Annotated in this window: 17 protein-coding genes; 9 read left to right on the top strand and 8 right to left on the bottom strand. The window is 42.4% G+C overall.

Features of this window, described 5'->3' with window-relative positions; translation table 11 throughout:
• Window positions 1–3 precede the first annotated feature (3 nt).
• The gene (gene tkt, locus IHV77_RS08495) at window positions 4–2,001 is read left to right on the top strand and encodes a transketolase (protein ID WP_194811538.1); all 1,998 of its coding nucleotides are present in this window, start codon (window positions 4–6) and stop codon (window positions 1,999–2,001) included.
• A 79-nt stretch (window positions 2,002–2,080) separates the two neighbouring features.
• Here the strand turns inward: tkt and uvrA are convergent, their stop codons facing one another.
• Window positions 2,081–4,912 (bottom strand): excinuclease ABC subunit UvrA, encoded by a 2,832-nt coding sequence (gene uvrA, locus IHV77_RS08490; protein WP_194811537.1) that lies wholly within the window; start codon window positions 4,910–4,912, stop codon window positions 2,081–2,083.
• Window positions 4,913–5,066: 154 nt separating this feature from the next.
• On the opposite strand from uvrA, the gene IHV77_RS08485 reads away from it, so the two are divergent.
• Window positions 5,067–5,570: a single-stranded DNA-binding protein gene (locus tag IHV77_RS08485; protein ID WP_194811536.1), complete on the top strand. Its 504-nt coding sequence runs from the start codon at window positions 5,067–5,069 to the stop codon at window positions 5,568–5,570.
• A gap of 287 nt (window positions 5,571–5,857) precedes the next feature.
• Here the strand turns inward: IHV77_RS08485 and dapF are convergent, their stop codons facing one another.
• Both dapF and lexA read right to left on the bottom strand, forming a co-directional pair.
• Window positions 5,858–6,682, bottom strand: coding sequence for a diaminopimelate epimerase (gene dapF, locus IHV77_RS08480; RefSeq protein ID WP_194811535.1), 825 nt, complete (start codon window positions 6,680–6,682; stop codon window positions 5,858–5,860).
• A 140-nt stretch (window positions 6,683–6,822) separates the two neighbouring features.
• A complete protein-coding gene (gene lexA, locus IHV77_RS08475) occupies window positions 6,823–7,449 on the bottom strand; it encodes a transcriptional repressor LexA (RefSeq protein WP_194811534.1) in 627 nt (208 codons plus the stop codon).
• A gap of 158 nt (window positions 7,450–7,607) precedes the next feature.
• Here lexA and plsB point away from each other — a divergent pair, with 158 nt between their 5' ends.
• The gene (gene plsB / locus IHV77_RS08470; RefSeq protein WP_194811533.1) at window positions 7,608–10,034 is read left to right on the top strand and encodes a glycerol-3-phosphate 1-O-acyltransferase PlsB; all 2,427 of its coding nucleotides are present in this window, start codon (window positions 7,608–7,610) and stop codon (window positions 10,032–10,034) included.
• Between the two features lie 207 nt (window positions 10,035–10,241).
• Here plsB and IHV77_RS08465 read toward each other — a convergent pair whose 3' ends face one another.
• Entirely contained in the window at window positions 10,242–11,075 is an 834-nt protein-coding gene (locus IHV77_RS08465; RefSeq protein WP_194813265.1) for a ZIP family metal transporter, read from the bottom strand.
• A 275-nt stretch (window positions 11,076–11,350) separates the two neighbouring features.
• Between IHV77_RS08465 and aroK the strand changes: the two genes are divergently transcribed.
• From aroK to IHV77_RS08450, 3 genes are read left to right on the top strand one after another with little or no spacing between them, the layout of a single operon-like run.
• On the top strand, window positions 11,351–11,893 hold the full coding sequence (gene aroK, locus IHV77_RS08460; protein ID WP_194811532.1) for a shikimate kinase AroK: 543 nt from the start codon (window positions 11,351–11,353) through the stop codon (window positions 11,891–11,893).
• A 9-nt stretch (window positions 11,894–11,902) separates the two neighbouring features.
• Window positions 11,903–12,991, top strand: coding sequence for a 3-dehydroquinate synthase (aroB, locus tag IHV77_RS08455; protein WP_194811531.1), 1,089 nt, complete (start codon window positions 11,903–11,905; stop codon window positions 12,989–12,991).
• A gap of 1 nt (window position 12,992) precedes the next feature.
• Complete coding sequence (locus IHV77_RS08450) at window positions 12,993–13,844, top strand: Dam family site-specific DNA-(adenine-N6)-methyltransferase (protein ID WP_194811530.1); 852 nt, start codon at window positions 12,993–12,995, stop codon at window positions 13,842–13,844.
• Here IHV77_RS08450 and IHV77_RS08445 read toward each other — a convergent pair.
• Window positions 13,834–14,163, bottom strand: a complete 330-nt coding sequence (locus IHV77_RS08445; RefSeq protein ID WP_194811529.1) for a DciA family protein — start codon at window positions 14,161–14,163, stop codon at window positions 13,834–13,836. The genes IHV77_RS08450 and IHV77_RS08445 overlap by 11 nt on opposite strands.
• A 76-nt stretch (window positions 14,164–14,239) precedes the next feature.
• Between IHV77_RS08445 and secM the strand changes: the two genes are divergently transcribed.
• From secM to mutT, 3 genes are all read left to right on the top strand, one after another.
• Window positions 14,240–14,539, top strand: coding sequence for a secA translation cis-regulator SecM (gene secM, locus IHV77_RS08440; RefSeq protein ID WP_194811528.1), 300 nt, complete (start codon window positions 14,240–14,242; stop codon window positions 14,537–14,539).
• Between the two features lie 123 nt (window positions 14,540–14,662).
• Window positions 14,663–17,362, top strand: a complete 2,700-nt coding sequence (gene secA, locus IHV77_RS08435; RefSeq protein ID WP_194811527.1) for a preprotein translocase subunit SecA — start codon at window positions 14,663–14,665, stop codon at window positions 17,360–17,362.
• Between the two features lie 78 nt (window positions 17,363–17,440).
• On the top strand, window positions 17,441–17,842 hold the full coding sequence (gene mutT, locus IHV77_RS08430; RefSeq protein ID WP_194811526.1) for an 8-oxo-dGTP diphosphatase MutT: 402 nt from the start codon (window positions 17,441–17,443) through the stop codon (window positions 17,840–17,842).
• A gap of 1 nt (window position 17,843) precedes the next feature.
• On the opposite strand, the gene holA is transcribed toward mutT, so the two are convergent.
• From holA to leuS, 3 genes are all read right to left on the bottom strand, one after another.
• On the bottom strand, window positions 17,844–18,878 hold the full coding sequence (gene holA / locus IHV77_RS08425; protein ID WP_194811525.1) for a DNA polymerase III subunit delta: 1,035 nt from the start codon (window positions 18,876–18,878) through the stop codon (window positions 17,844–17,846).
• On the bottom strand, window positions 18,878–19,381 hold the full coding sequence (locus IHV77_RS08420; RefSeq protein WP_194811524.1) for an LPS-assembly lipoprotein LptE: 504 nt from the start codon (window positions 19,379–19,381) through the stop codon (window positions 18,878–18,880). Before IHV77_RS08420 ends, holA begins: the two co-directional genes overlap by 1 nt.
• 292 nt (window positions 19,382–19,673) lie before the next feature.
• A complete protein-coding gene (gene leuS / locus IHV77_RS08415; RefSeq protein WP_194811523.1) occupies window positions 19,674–22,262 on the bottom strand; it encodes a leucine--tRNA ligase in 2,589 nt (862 codons plus the stop codon).
• Window positions 22,263–22,309 lie beyond the last annotated feature (47 nt).

The raw sequence follows: 22,309 nt of genomic DNA, 5'->3' as shown, positions 1-22,309 counted from the left end.
AATATGGCAACTCGTAGACAATTAGCCAACGCAATTCGTTTTTTATCAATGGATGCCGTGCAAAAAGCAAAATCCGGTCACCCGGGAGCGCCTATGGGCATGGCAGATATCGCCGAAGTTTTATGGCGTGATTTTTTAAAACATAATCCGACCAATCCGAAATGGGCGGATCGTGACCGTTTCGTGTTGTCTAACGGACACGGCTCTATGTTGATTTACAGCCTATTGCACCTAACAGGCTATGATTTATCCATTGAAGATTTAAAACAATTCCGCCAATTGCATTCTAAAACACCGGGCCACCCGGAATACGGTTATGCGCCGGGTGTAGAAACCACGACAGGCCCGTTAGGTCAAGGTATCACTAATGCAGTAGGTATGGCGATTGCCGAGAAAACCCTTGCCGGTCAATTTAACCGTGAAGGGCATGATATTGTAGATCACTATACTTATGTGTTCTTAGGTGACGGTTGTTTAATGGAAGGCGTTTCACACGAAGCTTGTTCTTTAGCGGGAACACTCGGTTTAGGTAAATTAATCGCTTTCTATGATGACAATAATATTTCTATTGACGGTCATGTTGACGGCTGGTTTAGCGATGATACCGCAGCACGTTTTGAGGCTTATGGCTGGCAGGTGATCCGCAATGTCGATGGTCACGATGCGGAACAAATTCGTGCAGCAACCATATTAGCACAAGCGGAAAAAGAAAAACCGACTTTAATTATTTGCAAAACAATCATTGGTTTTGGTTCACCGAATAAATCAGGCTCACACGATTCCCACGGTGCGCCGCTCGGTGATGAAGAAATCGCTTTAACACGTAAAGCCTTGAATTGGGATTACGCACCATTTGAAATCCCTGCCGAATACTATGCACAATGGGATGCAAAAGTAAAAGGTGCGGAAGCGGAAAAATCTTGGGAAGAGAAATTTTCTGCCTACGAAAAAGCCTATCCTGAATTGGCTGCGGAATTTAAACGTCGCGTAACAGGCGAATTACCGGCGACTTGGGCGGCTGAATCCAAAGCCTTTATTGAAAAATTACAAGCTAATCCGGCAAGTATTGCAAGCCGTAAAGCCTCCCAAAATGCGATTGAAGCTTATGCCCGCCTATTACCTGAATTTTTAGGCGGTTCTGCGGATTTAGCAAGTTCTAACTTAACGTTATGGAGCGGCTCAAAACCAATTCGCGCACACGAAAATGTTGACGGTAACTACGTCAACTACGGTGTACGTGAATTTGGTATGTCCGCCATAATGAACGGTATCGCATTACACGGTGGTTTTATTCCTTACGGCGCAACTTTCTTAATGTTCTATGAATACGCTCACAATGCGGTGCGTATGGCGGCGTTAATGAAACAACGTGCATTATTTGTATATACTCACGATTCAATCGGCTTAGGTGAAGACGGTCCGACCCACCAACCGGTGGAACAAACCGCTTCGTTACGTTTGATCCCAAATCTTGAAACATGGCGTCCTTGTGATCAAGTTGAATCGGCAATTGCATGGCAACAAGCGGTTGAGCGTAAAGAGGGGCCAAGTGCCTTGATTTTCACCCGCCAAAACTTAGCGCAAATGGACCGCACTTCCGAGCAATTGGCAAATGTAGCACGTGGTGCATATATCCTGAAAGATTGTGTCGGCACACCGGATCTAATCTTAATAGCAACCGGCTCAGAAGTTGAACTTGCCGTGAAATCCGCCGAAGTGTTAAGTGCGGAAGGGAAAAATGTACGTGTGGTTTCTATGCCAAGTACGAATCGTTTTGATAAACAAGATGCGGCTTACCGCGAAAGCGTATTGCCGTCATCAGTGACAAAACGTATTGCAATCGAAGCCGGTATTTCGGATTTCTGGTACAAATACGTGGGCTTTAACGGTCGTATCGTGGGAATGAACGGCTTCGGCGAATCCGCACCGGCTGAGCAATTATTTAAATTGTTCGGCTTTACCGTAGATAACATCGTAGCCACAGCAAAAGAAATTCTTTAATATCTGATATATATTTATCCCGTTGTAACGCTATTGATACTTCGGGATAAATATGACTTTGTAAGTGCGCTCGTTTTGTTTAGCGTTTTTCCAAAATCGGTTTTAAGAACCGAGCGGTATGCGACCCGGCGACCCGAGCCACTTCTTCCGGTGTACCGGTGGCAATAATTTGTCCGCCGCCACTTCCCCCTTCAGGACCGAGATCAACAATCCAATCTGCGGTTTTAATCACATCCAAGTTATGTTCGATCACCACAATGGTATTACCTTGATTACGCAGGCGATGTAACACTTCAAGAAGTTGTTTAATATCCGCAAAATGTAAGCCTGTTGTCGGTTCATCCAAAATATACAGTGTTTTGCCGGTATCGCGCTTAGAAAGTTCTGTCGCCAATTTCACGCGTTGCGCTTCACCACCGGAAAGGGTGGTTGAAGACTGACCTAATCGAATATAAGACAATCCTACGTCCATCAAGGTTTGCAACTTACGAGCAATCATTGGAATAGCATCAAAAAATTCGCGAGCCTCCTCTACGGTCATATCCAACACTTGATGAATCGTTTTACCTTTGTAGCGAATTTCCAACGTTTCGCGGTTATAACGTTTTCCTTTACATTGATCACAAGGTACATACACATCCGGTAAAAAGTGCATTTCTACTTTCAGTACACCATCCCCCTGACAAGCCTCACAACGCCCGCCTCGCACGTTAAAGCTAAAGCGTCCGGGGTTGTAACCACGCGCACGAGCCTCCGGCACACCGGCAAATAATTCACGAATAGGTGTGAATAAACCGGTGTAAGTGGCTGGGTTAGAACGTGGCGTTCGACCGATTGGGCTTTGATTAATGTCGATCACTTTATCGAAATGTTCCAAACCTTCAATGGATTTATAAGGCGCATAATCCGTTTTATCCGCGCGATTTAACGCGTTTTGCGCCAATGGGAACAAAGTATCGTTTATCAAGGTCGATTTGCCCGATCCCGATACCCCTGTGATACAGGTAAATAAGCCGACCGGAATGTCTAAATTCACATTTTTTAAATTATTACCCGATGCGCCTTTCAGTTTCAGCCATTTTTTCTTATCAAGTGCGGTACGTTTTTGCGGAATTTCAATTTGCTCTTCGCCCGATAAAAATTTTCCCGTAATAGAACTTGGGTTCGCCATAATTTCTTGCGCGTTACCTTGTGCAATCACTTGCCCGCCATGCACGCCCGCTCCCGGACCGATATCAATAATATGATCAGCCGCTCGAATGGCATCTTCGTCATGTTCTACCACAATCACCGTGTTGCCGAGGTTACGTAAATGAAGCAAGGTATTCAATAAACGTTCATTATCCCGTTGATGTAAACCGATAGAGGGTTCATCCAATACATACATCACCCCCACTAAACCGGCACCGATTTGGCTGGCAAGACGAATGCGTTGTGCTTCGCCCCCCGATAAGGTTTCGGCGGAACGGGAAAGAGAAAGATAATTCAATCCCACATTGACTAAGAATTGCAAACGTTCACGAATTTCTTTCAAAATTTTCTCAGCAATTTGTGCTTTTTGCCCGGTTAAAGAAAGTGCGGTGAAAAATTCCAACGTTTCTCCAATACTCTTTTCCGAAATCATTGGCAGGTTTGTCGACCCGATATACACGTTGCGCGCTTCCGGCCGTAAACGGGAACCACCACAGTCTGCACAAGAACGGTTGCTGATATTTTTTGCCAATTCTTCACGTACAGACATAGATTCCGTTTCTTTATAACGGCGTGCCATATTATTTAAGATACCTTCAAAGGCGTGCTTACGAATCACAACATCACCGCGATCATTCATATACTGAAACTCTATTTCTTCTTTGCCGGAACCGTGCATAATAATCTGACGGATTTTCTTCGGTAGCGTTTCATAAGGAACTTCTATATCAAAATCATAATGTTTGGCTAGCGAAGTCAGCATTTGATAATAATAAAAATTACGGCGATCCCAACCTTTTACCGCCCCTCCTGCAAGGGAAATACTTGGATTTTGAACCACCCGTTCTTCATCAAAATACTGTTGTACCCCCAAGCCATCACAAGTCGGACAAGCTCCCGCCGGATTGTTGAAAGAGAACAAACGCGGTTCTAATTCCGGTACGGAATAACCACAATGAGGGCAAGCAAAATTCGCCGAAAAGACAAATTCCTCCGCCTTCGGATTATCCATATCCGCGACAACCGCCGTCCCCCCGGAAAGCTCCAACGCCGTTTCAAAAGATTCGGCTAAACGCGTTGCTAAATCTGACCGCACTTTAAAGCGATCCACCACCACTTCAATCGTATGTTTTTTCTGTAATTCAAGTTTCGGCGGATCCGACAAATCACAAATTTCACCGTCAATGCGCGCCCGAATATAACCTTGTGCGGCAATATTTTCTAAGAGCTTAATATGTTCACCTTTACGATTTTTCACCACCGGCGCAAGCAGCATCATTTTTGATTCTTCAGGTAAACTCAGCACTTTATCCACCATTTGGCTAATGGTTTGTGCCGTTAAAGGGACATCGTGATTCGGACAGCGCGGCTCCCCTACCCGTGCAAATAACAAGCGCAAATAATCATAAATCTCTGTGATCGTTCCCACTGTTGAACGAGGGTTGTGCGAGGTGGATTTTTGCTCAATAGAAATTGCCGGCGACAAGCCTTCAATAGAATCGACATCCGGTTTTTCCATTAAGGATAAAAACTGGCGGGCATAGGCAGAGAGGGATTCTACGTAACGGCGTTGTCCTTCCGCATAAAGAGTATCAAAAGCAAGGGAAGATTTACCGGATCCGGATAAACCGGTAATAACTATAAGTTTATCGCGAGGAATGGTTAAATTGATGTTTTTTAGATTGTGAGTTCGCGCCCCACGAATATCGATATTTTCCATAAAACAACTTGTCTGATTTAAATTTTTTGTAAAATTGCGAGCATTATCGCACATTTAAACATCTGTGCAAATATCCAGTTAAAATTTATAGATCTTTTCCAAAATTTCAGGCAAAATAACCGCACTTTTTTAATGATGAAAATGAGGTTTTTTTATGGCTGGAGTAAATAAGGTCATCATCGTGGGTCATTTAGGTAATGACCCGGAAGTTCGCACTATGCCAAATGGTGATGCCGTGGCAAACATTAGCGTAGCAACAAGTGAAAGTTGGAATGACCGCAACACCGGCGAACGTCGTGAAATAACGGAATGGCATCGTATTGTATTTTATCGCCGCCAAGCTGAAATCTGCGGTGAATACTTACGCAAAGGCTCACAAGTTTATGTTGAAGGGCGTTTACGCACCCGTAAATGGCAGGATCAAAACGGTCAAGATCGCTACACCACAGAAATTCAAGGTGATGTGATGCAAATGCTAGGCGGACGTAATCAAAACGCAGGTGGCTACGGCGCACCGGATATGGGACAAAGTACTCCGCAACCAGCTTACCAAGCGCGTTCAAACAATAACTATCAATCATCCCGCCCTGCCCAACAGCAACCGGCCCCACAAGCCGAGCCGCCAATGGACGGCTTTGATGATGATATTCCGTTCTAAATTCATATAAAAACCATAGAACACGAAGAGATGCCTCACAGCAAGAGACATCTCTTTTTATATTATGAATACGAGGACGGTATATCTACATAAAATTCAGTAATGTAGCAATCGCACAGATATTATTTTTGAGTGGACGTAGAGACACTATGCTTGGCGTCCGCTAATGTTAAATGATAAACAAACAGGATAAATTTTCTACACAAAATACGCTGCGCCTACAATTATATTATTTCAATTTTATGTATTTGTAACAACACCGCTAAAATCAACCGCACTTTTGTGTTTTAAAGATGAATATTTCCATCATAAACGTGCGTTGCCTCGCCCGTCATATAAAGCGGATGCCCTTCCCCTTCCCATTCAATCAGTAAGCTACCACCGGGGAGATCAACTTGTACTTTGTGATCTAATAAACTCTGCATCATACCTACGGCTGCGGCTGCGCAAGCTCCACTACCGCAGGCTTGGGTTTCTCCAGCACCACGTTCGTAAACACGTAGTTTAATATGATTACGGTTTACGACTTGCATAAAGCCGGCATTAACACGTTCGGGGAAACGTTCGTGGCTTTCCAACAGCGCGCCTAACTGTGTGACATTTGCCGTGCGAATATCTTCTACTTGAAGCACGCAATGCGGATTTCCCATAGAAACCGCGCCACATAAAACCGTTTGAATGTCAGTACGCAAAATATAGTTTTTCTCGAATTTATTCGCAGTGAAAGGAATTTTTGCCGGTTCCCATATCGGTTCGCCCATATTGACACGAATTTTTCCATCTTCTTTCACCGTTAAAATCATTTTGCCTTTTTGTGTGCTAACAGCAATATCTTGTTTATTCGTTAAGCCTTTTAGCGTAACAAAACGGGCGAAACAACGCGCACCGTTACCACATTGCGCCACTTCGCTACCATCTGCATTAAAAATTCGATAGTGAAAATCTAAATCGGGATCGTAAGGCGGTTCGACAATCAAAAGTTGATCAAAACCAATACCACGATGACGATCTGCAAGGCGTTTGATGGTTTCCGGGGGGAAATAAACATTTTGTGTAATGGCATCCACCACCACGAAATCATTACCTAAACCATGCATTTTGGAAAATTGCATTTCCTATCCTTAAATTCCTAAAAAATGATTGCTCGGCATTATAGTAAGCAATAGATCGAATGGCAAATTAGCTTGAAACCCCGGAAAAATGGAAGAAAGTGCGGTCAATTTTAACCGCACTTTTAATGAGGCTTAAGGTTTTACATCCACGCATTATTACGAATAATCCCCACCGCAATACCTTCAATTTCAAAATGGGGCTGTTCTTCAAGATTTACGACTATCGGCTGAAATTCTTCATTTTCTGCGTGAAGATAAACGATGGAACCTTTTCGTTCCAAGCGTTTCACCGTTACTTCATCTTCAATACGTGCCACCACAATTTGTCCATTGCGCACATCTTTTGTGCTATGGACGGCAAGAAGATCACCATCTAAAATACCAATATTCTTCATGGATTGACCATAAACTTTAAGCAGAAAATCGGCCTGCGGTTTGAACATATCGGCATCAACACGGTAGGTTCCTTCGATATGTTGTTCTGCAAGAATAGGTTCTCCCGCAGCCACTCTGCCGATTAATGGCAATCCTTCCTGCTCCTCAATTCTGTCTTCATCTAATAGAATGCGAATACCACGCGATGCACCGGCAATAATCTCAATCGCACCTTTACGTGCCAGTGCTTTCAAATGCTCTTCCGCCGCATTCGGCGATTTAAAACCCAACTCGCGAGAAATTTCTGCACGCGTCGGCGGCATACCTGTCGTTTCTAAGTGCCGTTTTAGTAAATCCAGCACTTCTTGTTGTCTGGTTGTTAATGGTCTCATATCCACCCCTGTTGTTATACACAGAAACCCTGTCATTATATACAGAACTCTCTATGTTGCAACCGTTATTTGTCGCTCATACGAAATTTTAGAGGGTTGTAAGCGGTCTTATATGATAATATTATGGAAGTGTTTGATAACAAAAGAGAACCTATATTATGTCGAATATCGTGAATGCCTATCGTAAATTGTTAGAATTTCCTTTATCGTTCTTAGTAAAAAACAATCCCATTCCTGCCAATCCGGCTGAAGAACTTCAACTTAACCTTTCTCAACCGATTGTTTATGTATTGCCTTACACTTCTCAAACGGATTTCGTCATTTTCCGCCGTAACTGTTTGAATGTAGGCTTACCTGATCCGGCTCAAAAAAATGATATACAGGGCGTGAGTTTGCCTCGTTACGTATATTTAGATGAAGGTCGCCGCTTTTTTAAATCAAAAGGGGCAAAAGACGAAACCGTTCAAGTATTTAATAAATATCTAGAATTACACCGCACTTTTGAAGACTTAGATGTACAATTGGTACCGGTTTCCGTACTTTGGGGACGTTCACCCGGACACGAAAATAAAGCGGCACTACCGAATTTGCGCTTACTGAACGGCGTACAAAAAACCTTTGCTGCGATTTGGTTTGGGCGTGATACCTTCGTGCGTTTTTCTCAAGCGGTTTCATTACGTTATATGGCGAACGAACACGGATCGGATGAAAAAATGGCACAAAAATTAGCACGAGTGGCGAAAATGCACTTTGCAAGACAACGCATTTCAGCCACCGGTCCACGATTACCGAACCGTGAAGCAATGTTCAATAAATTATTGCAATCTAGAGCCATTCAAGCTGCCATTGTAGATGAAGTAAAAAATAAAAATATCAGCCGAGAAAAAGCGGAGAAAGAAGCCTATAAAATTTTGGATGAAATCGCCGCAGACGTGAGCCACTCAAGTCTTCGTGCGGCGGATCGTTTTTTACGTTGGCTATGGAATAAATTATATTCCGGTATTGATGTGCAAAATGCCGATCGCGTACGCAAATTGGCACTTGAAGGTCATGAAATTGTCTATGTGCCTTGTCACCGTAGTCATATCGACTATTTACTGCTTTCTTACGTGCTTTATCACCAAGGCTTAGTACCGCCGCACATTGCCGCAGGGATTAACTTGAATTTCTGGCCGGTCGGTCGTCTTTTCCGCAGTTGGGGGGCGTTCTTTATCCGCCGTACTTTCAAAGGAAATCGACTTTATTCTGCGATTTTCCGCGAGTATTTAGCGGAATTATTTCACCGCGGTTATTCCGTGGAATATTTCATTGAAGGGGGACGTTCACGCACCGGTCGTTTACTTGCACCGAAAACGGGAATGATGTCGATGACTTTACAGGCGCTCCAACATAATCAAAGTCGCCCGATTTCTGTCGTACCGGTATATGTGGGTTATGAACACGTATTAGAAGTAGATACTTACGCAAAAGAATTACGGGGTGCGGAGAAAGAAAAAGAAAATGCCGGATTAGTCATTCGCGTGATTAAAAAATTGCGCAATTTAGGTCAAGGGTTCGTCAACTTCGGTGAACCGATTACATTATCAAACTATCTCAACCAGAATTTTCCGGATTGGAAAGAAGAGAGTGAGGACAAGCCCCAATGGTTTAATCAAGCCGTGGATGCCATTTCCAATCAAGTGATGGTGAATATCAATAAAGCTGCTGCAGTAAATTCGATGAACCTCGTAGGAACAGCATTACTCTCTTCCCGCCAACGCGCACTCTCTCGCGAACAATTACTTGAACAGTTAAGCAGCTATCAACAAATGTTACGACAAGCACCGTATTCCGAAGATATGGTGATCCCGTCGGATACACCTAATAAAATGTTGGAACATGTATTAAGCCTTGATCGCGTAGGCGTGTTGGTTGAAAAAGATAATTTCGGCGAAATCGTCCGTCTTGAACGAACTTCCGCCGTGTTGATGACTTACTATCGTAATAATATTCAGCACTCTTTTGTATTACCGTCTTTAGTTGCAAGCATTGTGCTACATTACGAAGCCATTCAAAAAGATTTGATGTCAGATGCCGTAAGTAAAATTTATCCTTTCTTAAAAGGCGAATTATTCTTACATTTCAATCAAGAAGAATTAAAAACACAAATCAGCAAAATTATTGCGGAATTTACCCGCCAAGAAGTCATTCATACAAACGACAATTTACTTTCCATCAACCGATCAAAAGTACGCATTTTACAGCTTTGGTCTGCCGGCGTGCGCGAGATTTTGCAACGTTACTACATCACCGTAACTATCCTACAAAAAGATCCGAAAATTTCACGTAGCGCGCTGGAAAAAGAAAGTCAATTAGTGGCTCAACGTCTTTCCGTATTACATGGTATTAATGCACCGGAGTTCTTTGATAAAGCCGTATTCTCCGCCTTTATTGCCAATTTAAAAGATGAGGGGTATTTCGATGAAGAAGGAAACGGCAATCTTACCAATTTAGCCGAACTTTCCGCTATTCTTGAATATCTCATTTCCACAGAAATCAGCCTCACCATCAAAGGCACGGCGGAGAAGGCGGAAGAAATCAAATAAGTAGAAAAGTGCGGTTAAAATTTTCGCTGTTACGTAACACTTGCACAAATCTTTGTAGGTGCTGTTAGGCGAGGATGAAAGGGTGCGTTACGCAAAGCTAGCGCACCCACCCCCGATAAATATCAAATATCAAATTCTCTTTGTGCAACTGATACATAATACCGAAGATTTTGTGAGATTTTAACCGCACTTTTTTTTACGACACACCTATCCTAACACGACATCCAAAATCATCATTAATGAAAACCCTAACATTAAACTCAATGTAGCAAGATCCGTATTGCCGTTACTTTGTGACTCCGGAATCAATTCTTCGACAACAACGAAAATCATTGCGCCGGCAGCAAAAGCGAGAGCATAAGGCAAAATTGATGTCATAGAAATAACGAACAATGCGCCGATAACTGCGCCAATCGGTTCAACAATCGCCGAAAAAGCACCATAAGCGAAAGCTTTCATTCTGCTATGCCCCTCAGCCCGCAAGGGCATCGAGAGTGCCGAGCCTTCAGGCACATTTTGCAATCCCATACCAATCGCAAGACCGATTGCACTTAAAGTAAGCGGTAACGTATCGGCTCCCTCACCAAGCGTAGCGACTGCACCGAATGCCACACCGATTGCCAATCCTTCGGGAATATTGTGAATAGTGATCGCTAAGAAAAGCAACATTGATTTAGAAAGTCTATGGCGTGTCTGCATTCCTTCCGCTTCTTCAATAGGTTTGCTTAAATGCAAATGAGGAACCAAATAGTCAAGGGTCCGTAAAAATAATCCGCCGATTAAGAAGCCAATTAATGTCGGTAACCAATACCATTCGCTTGAACTTTGTTTAGCAAAATCAAAGGAAGGTTCAAGTAATGACCAAACCGAGGCCGCAATCATCACTCCGGCGGCAAACCCCATCATACTATCAAGTAATTTTTGGTTTACCTGTTTGAAAAAAAAGACAAAGGCTGAACCAAAGATTGTACAAAACCATGTAAATAAGCCTGCTATTAATGCTTGGAAAACCGGATTTAGCGATAAAAAATAATCAAAAATAACATTCATATCATTTCCCCACAAAAAACGTGGCAACTATACCTTTGCACGAAAGAAAGCTCAATCTGTTAATCTGATAGGCAATGATAAAAAAATAAGGTTTTTTGACCGCACTTTCGCCATTTCTAAAATAAATCTTCCTCAAAGGTTGAAAACTAGGGCGATTTATTGCGATAATCTCAGGGATTTTTTGGGTGATCTTTTGGCGGACTTCGTGGTTTTGCTTAACTTTTTAAAAAGATCAATTTGAGTAAATTTATCGTTAGAAAAAAACAATGGCTGAAAAACGTAATATTTTTTTAGTGGGGCCTATGGGTGCGGGAAAAAGCACTATCGGTCGTCAATTAGCACAACAACTGAATATGGATTTTGTGGATTCCGATGCTGTAATCGAGGAACGGGCAGGTGCGGATATTAGTTGGATTTTTGATTTAGAAGGCGAAGAAGGTTTTCGCAAACGTGAAGAACGTATCATTAATGAACTGACCCAGCTGCAAGGTATCGTACTTTCTACCGGCGGTGGGGCGGTAATGTCGAAAGATAACCGCAATTATTTATCTGCCCGTGGTATTGTGATTTATTTAGAAACAACGGTGGATAAGCAATTCCAACGTACTCAACGTGATAAAAAACGCCCTCTTTTACAAGGGGTCGATGATCCGCGTCAAGTATTGGAAGATTTAGCAAAAATTCGTAATCCTTTATATGAAGAAATTGCCGATATGACACTTCCTACCGATGAACAAAATGCCAAAGTAATGGTAAACCAAATCGTAGATTTAATTGATAATATAAACGGATTAAATAGCTCAATCTAAGGATCAATAATGCTGTGTGTCAATGTGGAATTACAAGAACGTAGTTATCCGATTTTAATCGATAGCGGTCTGCTGCAAGATGAACGTAATTACCCTGTGAAACCGGGTGAACGCGTGATGATTGTATCAAATCCCACCATTGCACAGTTTTATTTAGAAACCGTTACACAAGCCCTTGAAAAACGGGGTTGTTCGGTTGATCACGTTTTACTACCGGATGGCGAAAAATACAAAACATTGGAATCTTTAAACCTGATTTTTACCGCACTTTTAAAGGAAAATCACGGGAGAGATACCACTATTATCGCCTTAGGCGGCGGTGTCATCGGTGATGTTGCAGGGTTTGCCGCAGCAAGTTATCAACGTGGCGTGCGTTTGATTCAAATTCCGACGACATTACTTTCTCAGGTCGATTCCTCCGTCGGTGGCAAAACAGCGGTCAATCACGAGCTCGGTAAAAATATGATCGGTGCCTTTTATCAGCCTTCTGCCGTATTGATTGATACGCTTACGCTCAATACATTGCCAAAACGTGAAGTCAATGCAGGTTTGGCGGAGGTGATCAAATATGGTGCGATTCTTGATAATGAATTTTTCGTATGGTTGGAAAAGCATATTGATGAGCTTGTTGCATTAAAACAAGAAGCCTTGCAACATTGCATTGCACGTTGCTGCCAAATTAAAGCGGATGTTGTAGCGCGCGATGAAAAAGAAAAAGGTGATCGTGCTTTACTAAATCTCGGGCATACTTTCGGTCATGCCATTGAAACGCACCTTGGCTATGGAAACTGGCTACACGGCGAAGCGGTTTCTACGGGAATGATGATGGCGGCTGCGCTTTCGGAAGAATTAGGTAATATTTCCGTAGCGGAAGTATCCCGTTTAGAAAAATTACTTGCTCGCGCTAACCTGCCTACGCTATCACCGGATACAATGCAACCGGAAGATTATTTACCACATATGATGCGTGATAAAAAAGTTCTCGCCGGTAGATTGCGTTTAGTGCTTCTTAAATCACTCGGTCAAGCCTATGTAGCAACAGACACCGATCATACTCTTGTGTTAAGTGCGATTCGCCGCTGCACTCAAACGCATTAAGATGTTACGTCCGAAGAAACAAATTAAGCCCAGAATTAAACATCGTCCGTTTTTAAAATGGGCGGGGGGGAAATTTCGTTTAACGGACGACATCAACAAAGCCTTTCCAAAGAAAAAACAATGTTTAATCGAACCCTTTGTCGGCGCAGGGGCTGTTTTTCTTAACTCCAATTTTGAACGCTATATTCTGGCGGATATTAATCCTGATTTAATTAATTTATTTAATATTGTGAAAGAAAATGTGGATAGCTATATCCAAGCCTGTAAGCCGATTTTCTTTGACCCAAATGCTAACACCCCCGGTTATTATTACAGCAAAAGACTACAATTCAACCAATCACAAGATCCTTTTGAACGTGCGGTCATTTTTCTTTATTTAAACCGTTTCGGCTTTAACGGATTATGCCGTTACAACAGTAAGAATGAGTTTAACGTTCCTTTCGGCGCATACAAATCCCATTATTTTCCTGAAGACGAGCTTCGTTATTTTGCACACAAAGCACAAAGTGCGGTCTTTTTATGCGGTGATTTTCAACAAACATTTGACTTGGCGGATAGAAATTCCGTCATTTATTGCGATCCGCCTTACGCTCCACTACAACAAGAAACAAATTTTACCGGCTATGCGGGCAATGAGTTTGGTTTGAATCATCAACGTGCTTTAGCGGAAATGGCAAGAAAAGCGCAAAAAGAAAAGCAAGTTCCGGTACTAATTTCCAACCACGATACCAAGTTCACACGTGAAATTTATAAAGGGGCAAAATTCAAGCGCGTAAAAGTTCAGCGTTCCATTAGCCAAAATTCGGAAAAGCGTGTGAAAGTGAAGGAGTTGATTGCGATTTTTAAAGCGTGATTTTTACAAATTCCGGATTTATTTTCACATCCAATTTTTCCACTTGTGGGTAATCCTCCCGAATCAACTTTAATAATGCGGTTTGGTGAAACAAAATGCCTTGGCGTACAACGGCATTTGCCACTTCAATAAATAATACGTTACCGCTTACACGGCCTACTCGAAATAAACCTTTAAATTCCGGAGGAAAAGAACGATTGAATTTTTGATTCAATTCATGAGTAGCGAGTCCCTCTTTCATCATTTTGGCAAAAGAAGAATGTTCCATCACATCCACAATATTCAGTGCTTTTTGATAACGCTTCGCCTTGTTTTCCATAAAATAGCCCCAATAAATGACATCAGTTTAGATTTTCGCTACAATACACGCAATTTTTACACAAAACAACGAGATGATGATTTCAGGTAAAAGCAAACCGAATTTTTGGTCGCGACTACTTTTAAGTATGATCGCGATCTTTGCTTTACCTAATGCACAAAACTTAGAAAATCAGTCTGCGGAAAATTACTCATCTCAGGTATCCGTTCAACAAGCGTTGGAAACGGCAAAAGTCGTACGAGAAATACAACGCCAAAGTTTCCAACAATCCGCTATCCCCCACTCCAAGGAAAAACATCTTGAAATTCAACCGCACTTTATTGCGAATGTATTGAATCTTCAAGCCCCTATTCGCGCAGGGCCTTTGTTTATTTAATTTCCACTTTCCGTAGTTTGTGTGAATTTAACAGATTCACACAAAATAGTATTTTTGTGTGCGTGAAATATAACCGTTTCGCTCGCACCGCCCGATTTAACCTATTATTTTAAAAGAGAAATTATGAGCATTTTAACGAAGATTTTTGGTAGCCGTAACGACCGTATTTTGCGTAGACTTAAAAAACAAGTCGTAAAAATCAACAAATTAGAACCTGAATTTGAAGCCCTAGCCGATGAACAACTTCGCGCGAAAACCGATGAGTTTCGCGCTCGTCTAAAATCCGGTGAAACCTTACAAGATATTTTACCGGAAGCTTTTGCCACAGTTCGTGAAGCAAGTAAACGTGTTTTGGGTATGCGTCATTTTGACGTGCAACTTATCGGCGGTATGGTGCTGACTAATCGTTGCATTGCGGAAATGCGAACAGGTGAAGGTAAAACCTTAACCGCAACATTGCCTTGCTATTTAATCGCCCTTGAAGGAAAAGGCGTTCACGTGGTAACCGTGAACGATTACCTCGCCCGCCGAGATGCCGAAACGAATCGCCCGTTATTTGAATTTTTAGGAATGAGCGTAGGGGTGAATATTCCGGGTTTACCTCCGGAAGCCAAACGTGCAGCTTATGCGGCGGATATTACTTACGCGACAAACAGCGAACTCGGATTTGATTACCTGCGTGATAATTTGGCACATTCGAAAGAAGAACGTTTCCAACGTTCTTTAGGCTATGCCTTAGTGGATGAAGTGGATTCTATTTTAATTGATGAAGCCCGTACGCCATTGATTATTTCAGGTCAGGCGGAAGATAGTTCCGGACTTTACCTTGCAGTGAATAAATTGATCCCGAATTTGATCAAACAAGAGAAAGAAGATACGGAAGAATATCAAGGTGAAGGGGATTTCACCCTTGATCTTAAATCCAAGCAAGCACATTTAACCGAACGCGGTCAAGAAAAGGTTGAAAATTGGTTGGTAGAACAAGGGTTAATGCCGGAAGGCGATTCCCTCTATTCGCCTGGGCGTATCGTGTTACTCCACCATGTAATGGCAGCATTACGCGCCCACACTTTGTTTGAACGCGATGTGGATTATATCGTCAAAGACGGGGAAATCGTTATTGTAGATGAACACACCGGCCGTACAATGGCAGGACGCCGTTGGTCTGACGGATTGCATCAAGCCATTGAAGCCAAAGAAGGCGTAGATATTAAGAGTGAAAACCAAACCGTCGCCTCAATTTCTTACCAAAACTATTTCCGTCTATACGATAAATTGGCGGGAATGACAGGGACGGCGGATACCGAAGCCTTTGAATTTCAACAAATTTATGGTTTAGAAACCGTAGTGATTCCAACCAATCGCCCAATGATTCGTGATGATCGTACGGATTTAATGTTTGAAAGCGAAGAATACAAATTTAATGCGATCATTGAAGATATTAAAGATTGTGTTGCCCGTCAGCAACCGGTGCTGGTCGGTACGATTTCCGTTGAAAAATCCGAAGAATTATCTAAAGCCTTAGATAAGGCAGGTATTAAACACAACGTATTGAATGCAAAATTCCACCAACAAGAAGCGGAAATCGTCGCGGAAGCCGGTTATCCGGGGGCAGTGACTATCGCAACCAATATGGCGGGGCGTGGTACGGATATTATTCTTGGGGGAAACTGGAAAGCTCAAGCGGCAAAATTGGAAAATCCTACCCAGCAACAAATTGATGCTTTAAAAGCTGAATGGGAGAAAAACCACGAAATCGTGATGAAAGCGGGCGGTCTGCATATTATCGGTACCGAGCGTCACGAATCGCGCCGTATTGACAACCAATTACGTGGACGTTCGGGTCGTCAAGGGGATCCGGGTTCGTCCCGTTTCTATTTGTCTTTAGAAGACGGTTTAATGCGTATTTACCTGAATGAAGGTAAACTCAACTTAATGCGCAAGGCCTTTACCGTACCGGGTGAAGCGATGGAATCCAAAATGTTGGCAAAAGTCATTGCCTCCGCGCAAGCAAAAGTAGAAGCATTCCATTTTGATGGGCGTAAAAACCTACTCGAATATGATGATGTGGCAAATGATCAACGCCACGCAATTTACGAGCAACGCAATCACTTATTGGATAACGATGATATTTCCGACACCATTAAAGCGATTCGCCACGATGTATTCAATTCCGTGATTGACCAATATATTCCACCGCATTCCTTAGAAGAACAATGGGATATAAAAGGGCTTGAAGAACGTTTGATGCAAGAATTCGGTATGGAATTACCGATTGCGCATTGGTTAGAAGAGGATAGCAATCTTCACGAAGAAAACTTACGTGATCGCATTGTCGAAATCGCAGAAGAAGAATATCAAGAAAAAGAAACCCTCGCCGGAGAAGAAACGATGCGCAACTTTGAAAAAGGCGTAATGTTGCAAACGCTTGATGAACTTTGGAAAGAGCATTTGGCGGCAATGGACTATTTACGTCAAGGCATTCACTTGCGCGGTTATGCACAAAAAGATCCGAAACAGGAATATAAAAAAGAATCTTTCCGTATGTTTACGGAGATGTTGGATTCCTTGAAACATCATGTTATTACAACATTAACCCGTGTACGCGTACGCACTCAGGAAGAAATGGAAGAAGCAGAACGTGCACGTCAAGAGATGGCGACACGTGAAAGCCAATCTCATCAACCTATTGGGGAAAACGGTGAGCCGATACAAAACGAGGAAGATTATTCTCATCGTCATATCGGTCGTAATGAGCCTTGTCCTTGCGGTTCCGGCAAGAAATATAAACATTGTCACGGTAACCGTGCCAAATATAATTAATGAAGCGAAAGTGCGGTTATTTTTGACCGCACTTTTAGCTGTCAATGACAATCATATCCCTCTACATTTGGATTAAAAATGGATAAGAAAATTATACAAGTTGCCGCCGGTATTATTCGTAATGAATTTGGACAAATTTATTTAACCCAGCGTTTAGAAGGACAAGATTTCGCCCAATCTCTTGAATTTCCGGGGGGGAAAGTTGATGCTGGTGAAACGCCGGAACAGGCCTTAAAACGGGAATTAGAAGAAGAAATCGGTATTGTGGTGCTAAATGCAAAACTTTATGAACGCTTTCAGTTTGAATACCCGACTAAAATTATTTCGTTCTTTTTTTATGTTGTTGAAGAATGGATTGGCGAACCCTTCGGGCGTGAAGGGCAAGAGGGATTTTGGATTGAGCAAAATGCATTAGATGCGGGGTTATTTCCACCGGCAAATGCAAAACTTATCCAGCGTTTAATTGCCGAATCGGTCTGATTTATAAACAAATTTTTACAGATAAATCCGCTAATCTGTGCCACACATCATCACTAAATTCTTGTTTAGCGAGGCGTTCTATATTTGCTAATTCTTGAATTATCACGTACAGCTTTTGATAGGTTAAGCGTTGCACTGCGCTTAAAAAGAAGGGGCGGCGATTTTGCCAAATTTTCAAGCGATCAAACTCCGCCTTTATCTGTTGAACCGGCAAAGCATCCGTTATGTGAATCCGTTGTTGAGGCTTGGTAAGTTCCAATAATGTAAAAAGCTCGCGTTGTAATGTGCGCAATAAAATGATCGGTTGCACGTCCTCTGCCTGCAAACCGTTTAAAATTCGTTTAGCGCGATTTACCTTACCGACAAGAAGTGCATCAATCCATTGAAAAGGGGTAAAAACGGAGGATTGTTCTACCACCGCAATCACACGATTGTAATTAAGTTTATGATCAGGGTGAAGTAAATCCAGCAGTTGTAAGGCTTGTTTTAGGGCGAGCAGATTATTTTCATAGCTATAACAAAGTTGTTGGATAGCTTCATCATCGGCTTGTAGCCCCATGGTTTGGACTCGATTTTTTACCCAACGAGGAAGACTCTCAACACTAGGTGTTTGGCAGTTCACCAATAATGCATTCGGTTCATACTGATTTAATGTGCTAAACCAAGCCTGTTTTTCTGTGGTTTTAGCCAACTTTGGCATTGTCAGAACCAGTAGCACATCTTCATTTAATACAGCTGTTAATTCTTGAAGATTTTTTTGCAAAAGTGCGGTCAAATTTTCCGGCAAATTGAGAACAAGCAATTGCTTATTGAAAAATAAGCCCATTGACTGACAACTTTCGATAAGTTGCGCCCAATCTGTTTGGCTATCAATTTGTAGACTGTTTTTTTCATCAAATCCCTGCTGCTTAGCCGCCTGATAAATCATTTCCTCACTTTCACTGAGCAACAATGGATCCTGCCCCACCAAGAAATAAACCTTGGCTAACCGTTGGGAAAGATGATGAATGAGTTGCTCAGGGAAAATGCGATTCATTATTTACCTTTTACTTGTTGCTGCAACGCCACCATTTTTGTGATCAGTTGGCGTGCGGCTTGATCGCGCATGTCGTTCCAAATTACATCACGCTCTGCCGATTTTGCAAGCGCGGCACGTGAGTTATCAAAGAAAGTGCGGTTCACTTTCGCATTGATTGGATAAGTATCCCCATTGGTTAAACGTACGCTGGCTTCCACTTCTAAAAGCAAGAGTTTTTCAGCCTCCCTTCCACGTTTAAAAATAGAAGCGACTTGATCGCTTGTCGTTTGTTTATTAATACGTAATACCGGTACACCCTGTGTTGCGTTGACAAGTTTTACATCATTCGCTTGCAGCTGACGACGCATTGTCATCGACATTTCACTATAAGGATCGCTACTTTCAAAGGCAATCGTACGTAATTCCTGAGGAATTAATGCTCCATTTTGAAAATGCCAACCGCAGGCTGAAAGGAAAACGATACCGGAAATGAATACTAATTTTTTGATTGAGTTGAGCATAAAAATTTCCTTTAAAATTCGGTATTATGTTGCAAATGTACAAAGCTGAAATAACTTGAATTGTCGGGTGCGTTAAGCTTTGCGTAACGAATCTATTTCAAACTGTTGGTGCTTACGGCTTCGCCTAACACACCCTACAATATTTAACGTTCTACAATGTTTAACGCTCTACAATGATTTGTTCAACTATTACATAATACCTTTAAAATTAGCCGCACTTTTATCTCTTTGTGGAACTAAAGGCGATGTATGATTACGCCTTCTCTCACAATAAGTGCGGTCATTTTATGGATTATTGTGGTTTTACCACGACATTTAACAATTTACCTGCAACATAAATCACTTTCACTATTTGCTGACCATCAGTAAATTTCTTCACGTTGTCATCAGCAAAAGCAACGCTTTTCACGGTTTCTTCATCAGCATCTGCCGCAACCGTTACTTTACCCCGCACTTTACCGTTTACTTGCACAACAATCAGTTTTTCATCTTCCACCATCGCAGATTCATCGACTTTCACCCATTCTGCGGTGTCGATATGGCTTTCATTACCTAATGCCTGCCATAATTCAAAACAGATGTGCGGTGTAATCGGATAAAGCATACGCACAACGGCACTCAATGCTTCAGCCATTACGGTACGATCCTGTTCGCTTTCCAACGGGGCTTTAGTGAGTTTATTCATCAATTCCATAATCGCTGCAATAGCAGTATTGAAGGTTTGACGGCGACCAATATCATCACTCACTTTCGCAATAGTCTTGTGAACCTCACGGCGAAGGGATTTTTGAGCCGCTGAAAGTGCGGTTATTTCTAGGGCTGTTTTTGCCGGATTTTGTTGATATTGATAGACCAGATTCCATACCCGTCCTAAGAAACGTTTTGCCCCTTCCACGCCGGATTCTTGCCACTCAAGGGTCATTTCCGCCGGGGAAGCAAACATCATAAACAAGCGAACGGTATCCGCACCATATTTTTCCACCATCTCTTGCGGATCAATACCGTTGTTTTTTGATTTCGACATTTTGGTCATACCGGTGTGAACCAATTCACGCCCTTCCTGATCCGTTGCTTTGATGATACGCCCCTTTTCATCACGTTCAAGACTAACCTGTGTCGGACTAACCCAAATACGTTCGTTGGTCGGGCTGGTGTAATAGAACGCATCGGCAAGTACCATTCCCTGACATAGTAATTTCGTTGCCGGTTCATCACTTGTTACAAAACCCGCATCACGCAAAAGTTTGTGGAAGAAACGGAAGTATAATAGGTGCATCGTTGCATGCTCGATACCACCGATATATTGATCCACCGGTAACCAATAATTCGCTTCCTCTTTGTCTAACATCGCTTCGGCAAATTTCGGTGAGGTATAACGGGCGTAATACCAAGAGGATTCCATAAAGGTGTCGAAAGTATCGGTTTCTTTCAATGCAGGCGCACCGTTAAATGTGGTTTTCGCCCAATTTGGATCCGCCTTAATCGGGCTTTTCACACCATCCATTACGACATCTTCAGGTAAGATGATTGGTAAATCGTCTAAAGGCGCAGGCACAACATCGCCATTTTCAAGCGTAAGCATCGGGATTGGCGCTCCCCAATAACGTTGGCGGGAAACACCCCAATCACGCAAGCGGTAATTGACTTGGCGTTTACCCACACCTAATTTTTCTAATTTATCGGCAATGCCATTGAATGCCTCAGCAAAATCCGCACCGTCAAATTCAGCGGAATTAATTAACCTACCGTGTTCGGTAAAGGCTTGCTTACTTAAATCAATTTCTTGATCTGCAAGTGGGACAATCACTTGTTTTATCGGTAATAAATATTTTTGCGCAAATTCATAATCGCGCTGATCGTGCGCCGGTACTGCCATCACCGCTCCGGTTCCATAGTGCATTAGCACAAAGTTGGCCACCCAAATCGGTAGTTTTTCACCGGTTAGCGGATGAACGGCAAACAAGCCTGTCGCCATTCCTTTTTTCTCCATCGTTGCAAGATCCGCTTCAGCAACTTTGGTATTTTTGGCTTCTTGAATAAATGCCGCTAATTCCGGGTTATTTTTTGCCGCAAAACCGGCTAGAGGATGCGCTGCCGCAATACCTAAATAGCTTACGCCATAGAAAGTATCCGGACGTGTGGTATAAACCGATAATTTTTCATTTATCTCAGCAACATCAAAAGTGATTTCTACCCCTTCAGAACGACCGATCCAATTGCGTTGCATGGTTTTTACCATATCCGGCCATTGCGGAAGATTGTCTAAACCGCCTAGTAATTGTTCTGCATAATCTGTGATTTTAATAAACCATTGCGGAATTTCTTTTTGTTCCACCGGAGTATCACAACGCCAGCAGCAACCTTCGTGTACTTGCTCGTTGGCAAGCACGGTTTCATCATTCGGGCACCAGTTTACGGTTGAGGTTTTTTTATACACTAAACCTTTTTTGTACAGCTCGGTGAAGAACCATTGTTCCCATTTGTAGTATTCCGGTTTGCAGGTAGCGATTTCACGATCCCAGTCAAAACCAAAACCTAAAAGTTGAAGTTGTTTCTTCATATAGGCAATGTTTTCGTATGTCCATTTGGCGGGGGCGGTTTTATTTTTAACCGCCGCCCCCTCCGCCGGTAGGCCGAAAGCATCCCAACCGAAAGGTTGTAACACGTTTTTGCCTAACATACGTTGATAGCGTGATATCACATCACCAATGGTGTAGTTACGCACGTGTCCCATATGTAAGCGGCCTGATGGATACGGAAACATTGAAAGACAGTAATATTTTTCTTTGGATTCGTCTTTGATGGCTTTAAAAACTTTATTTTCTGCCCAGTATTGCTGAACTTTCGGTTCGATGATATCGGGACGATATTGTTCTTGCATAAAATCACCTTAAATTTTGACCGCACTTCGGCGGGCTTTTACATTAT

It is taken from the genome of Rodentibacter haemolyticus, from assembly GCF_015356115.1.
Taxonomy (GTDB): domain Bacteria; phylum Pseudomonadota; class Gammaproteobacteria; order Enterobacterales; family Pasteurellaceae; genus Rodentibacter; species Rodentibacter haemolyticus.
This window is presented reverse-complemented; position numbering and strand designations above follow the sequence as displayed.

Coding starts and splice junctions, on each gene's coding strand:
- tkt (WP_194811538.1), top strand. CDS start 4: ATGGCAACTCGTAGACAATTAGCCAACGCAATTCGTTTTTTATCAATG.
- uvrA (WP_194811537.1), bottom strand. CDS start 4,912: ATGGAAAATATCGATATTCGTGGGGCGCGAACTCACAATCTAAAAAAC.
- IHV77_RS08485 (WP_194811536.1), top strand. CDS start 5,067: ATGGCTGGAGTAAATAAGGTCATCATCGTGGGTCATTTAGGTAATGAC.
- dapF (WP_194811535.1), bottom strand. CDS start 6,682: ATGCAATTTTCCAAAATGCATGGTTTAGGTAATGATTTCGTGGTGGTG.
- lexA (WP_194811534.1), bottom strand. CDS start 7,449: ATGAGACCATTAACAACCAGACAACAAGAAGTGCTGGATTTACTAAAA.
- plsB (WP_194811533.1), top strand. CDS start 7,608: ATGTCGAATATCGTGAATGCCTATCGTAAATTGTTAGAATTTCCTTTA.
- aroK (WP_194811532.1), top strand. CDS start 11,351: ATGGCTGAAAAACGTAATATTTTTTTAGTGGGGCCTATGGGTGCGGGA.
- aroB (WP_194811531.1), top strand. CDS start 11,903: ATGCTGTGTGTCAATGTGGAATTACAAGAACGTAGTTATCCGATTTTA.
- IHV77_RS08450 (WP_194811530.1), top strand. CDS start 12,993: ATGTTACGTCCGAAGAAACAAATTAAGCCCAGAATTAAACATCGTCCG.
- IHV77_RS08445 (WP_194811529.1), bottom strand. CDS start 14,163: ATGGAAAACAAGGCGAAGCGTTATCAAAAAGCACTGAATATTGTGGAT.
- secM (WP_194811528.1), top strand. CDS start 14,240: ATGATTTCAGGTAAAAGCAAACCGAATTTTTGGTCGCGACTACTTTTA.
- secA (WP_194811527.1), top strand. CDS start 14,663: ATGAGCATTTTAACGAAGATTTTTGGTAGCCGTAACGACCGTATTTTG.
- mutT (WP_194811526.1), top strand. CDS start 17,441: ATGGATAAGAAAATTATACAAGTTGCCGCCGGTATTATTCGTAATGAA.
- holA (WP_194811525.1), bottom strand. CDS start 18,878: ATGAATCGCATTTTCCCTGAGCAACTCATTCATCATCTTTCCCAACGG.
- IHV77_RS08420 (WP_194811524.1), bottom strand. CDS start 19,381: ATGCTCAACTCAATCAAAAAATTAGTATTCATTTCCGGTATCGTTTTC.
- leuS (WP_194811523.1), bottom strand. CDS start 22,262: ATGCAAGAACAATATCGTCCCGATATCATCGAACCGAAAGTTCAGCAA.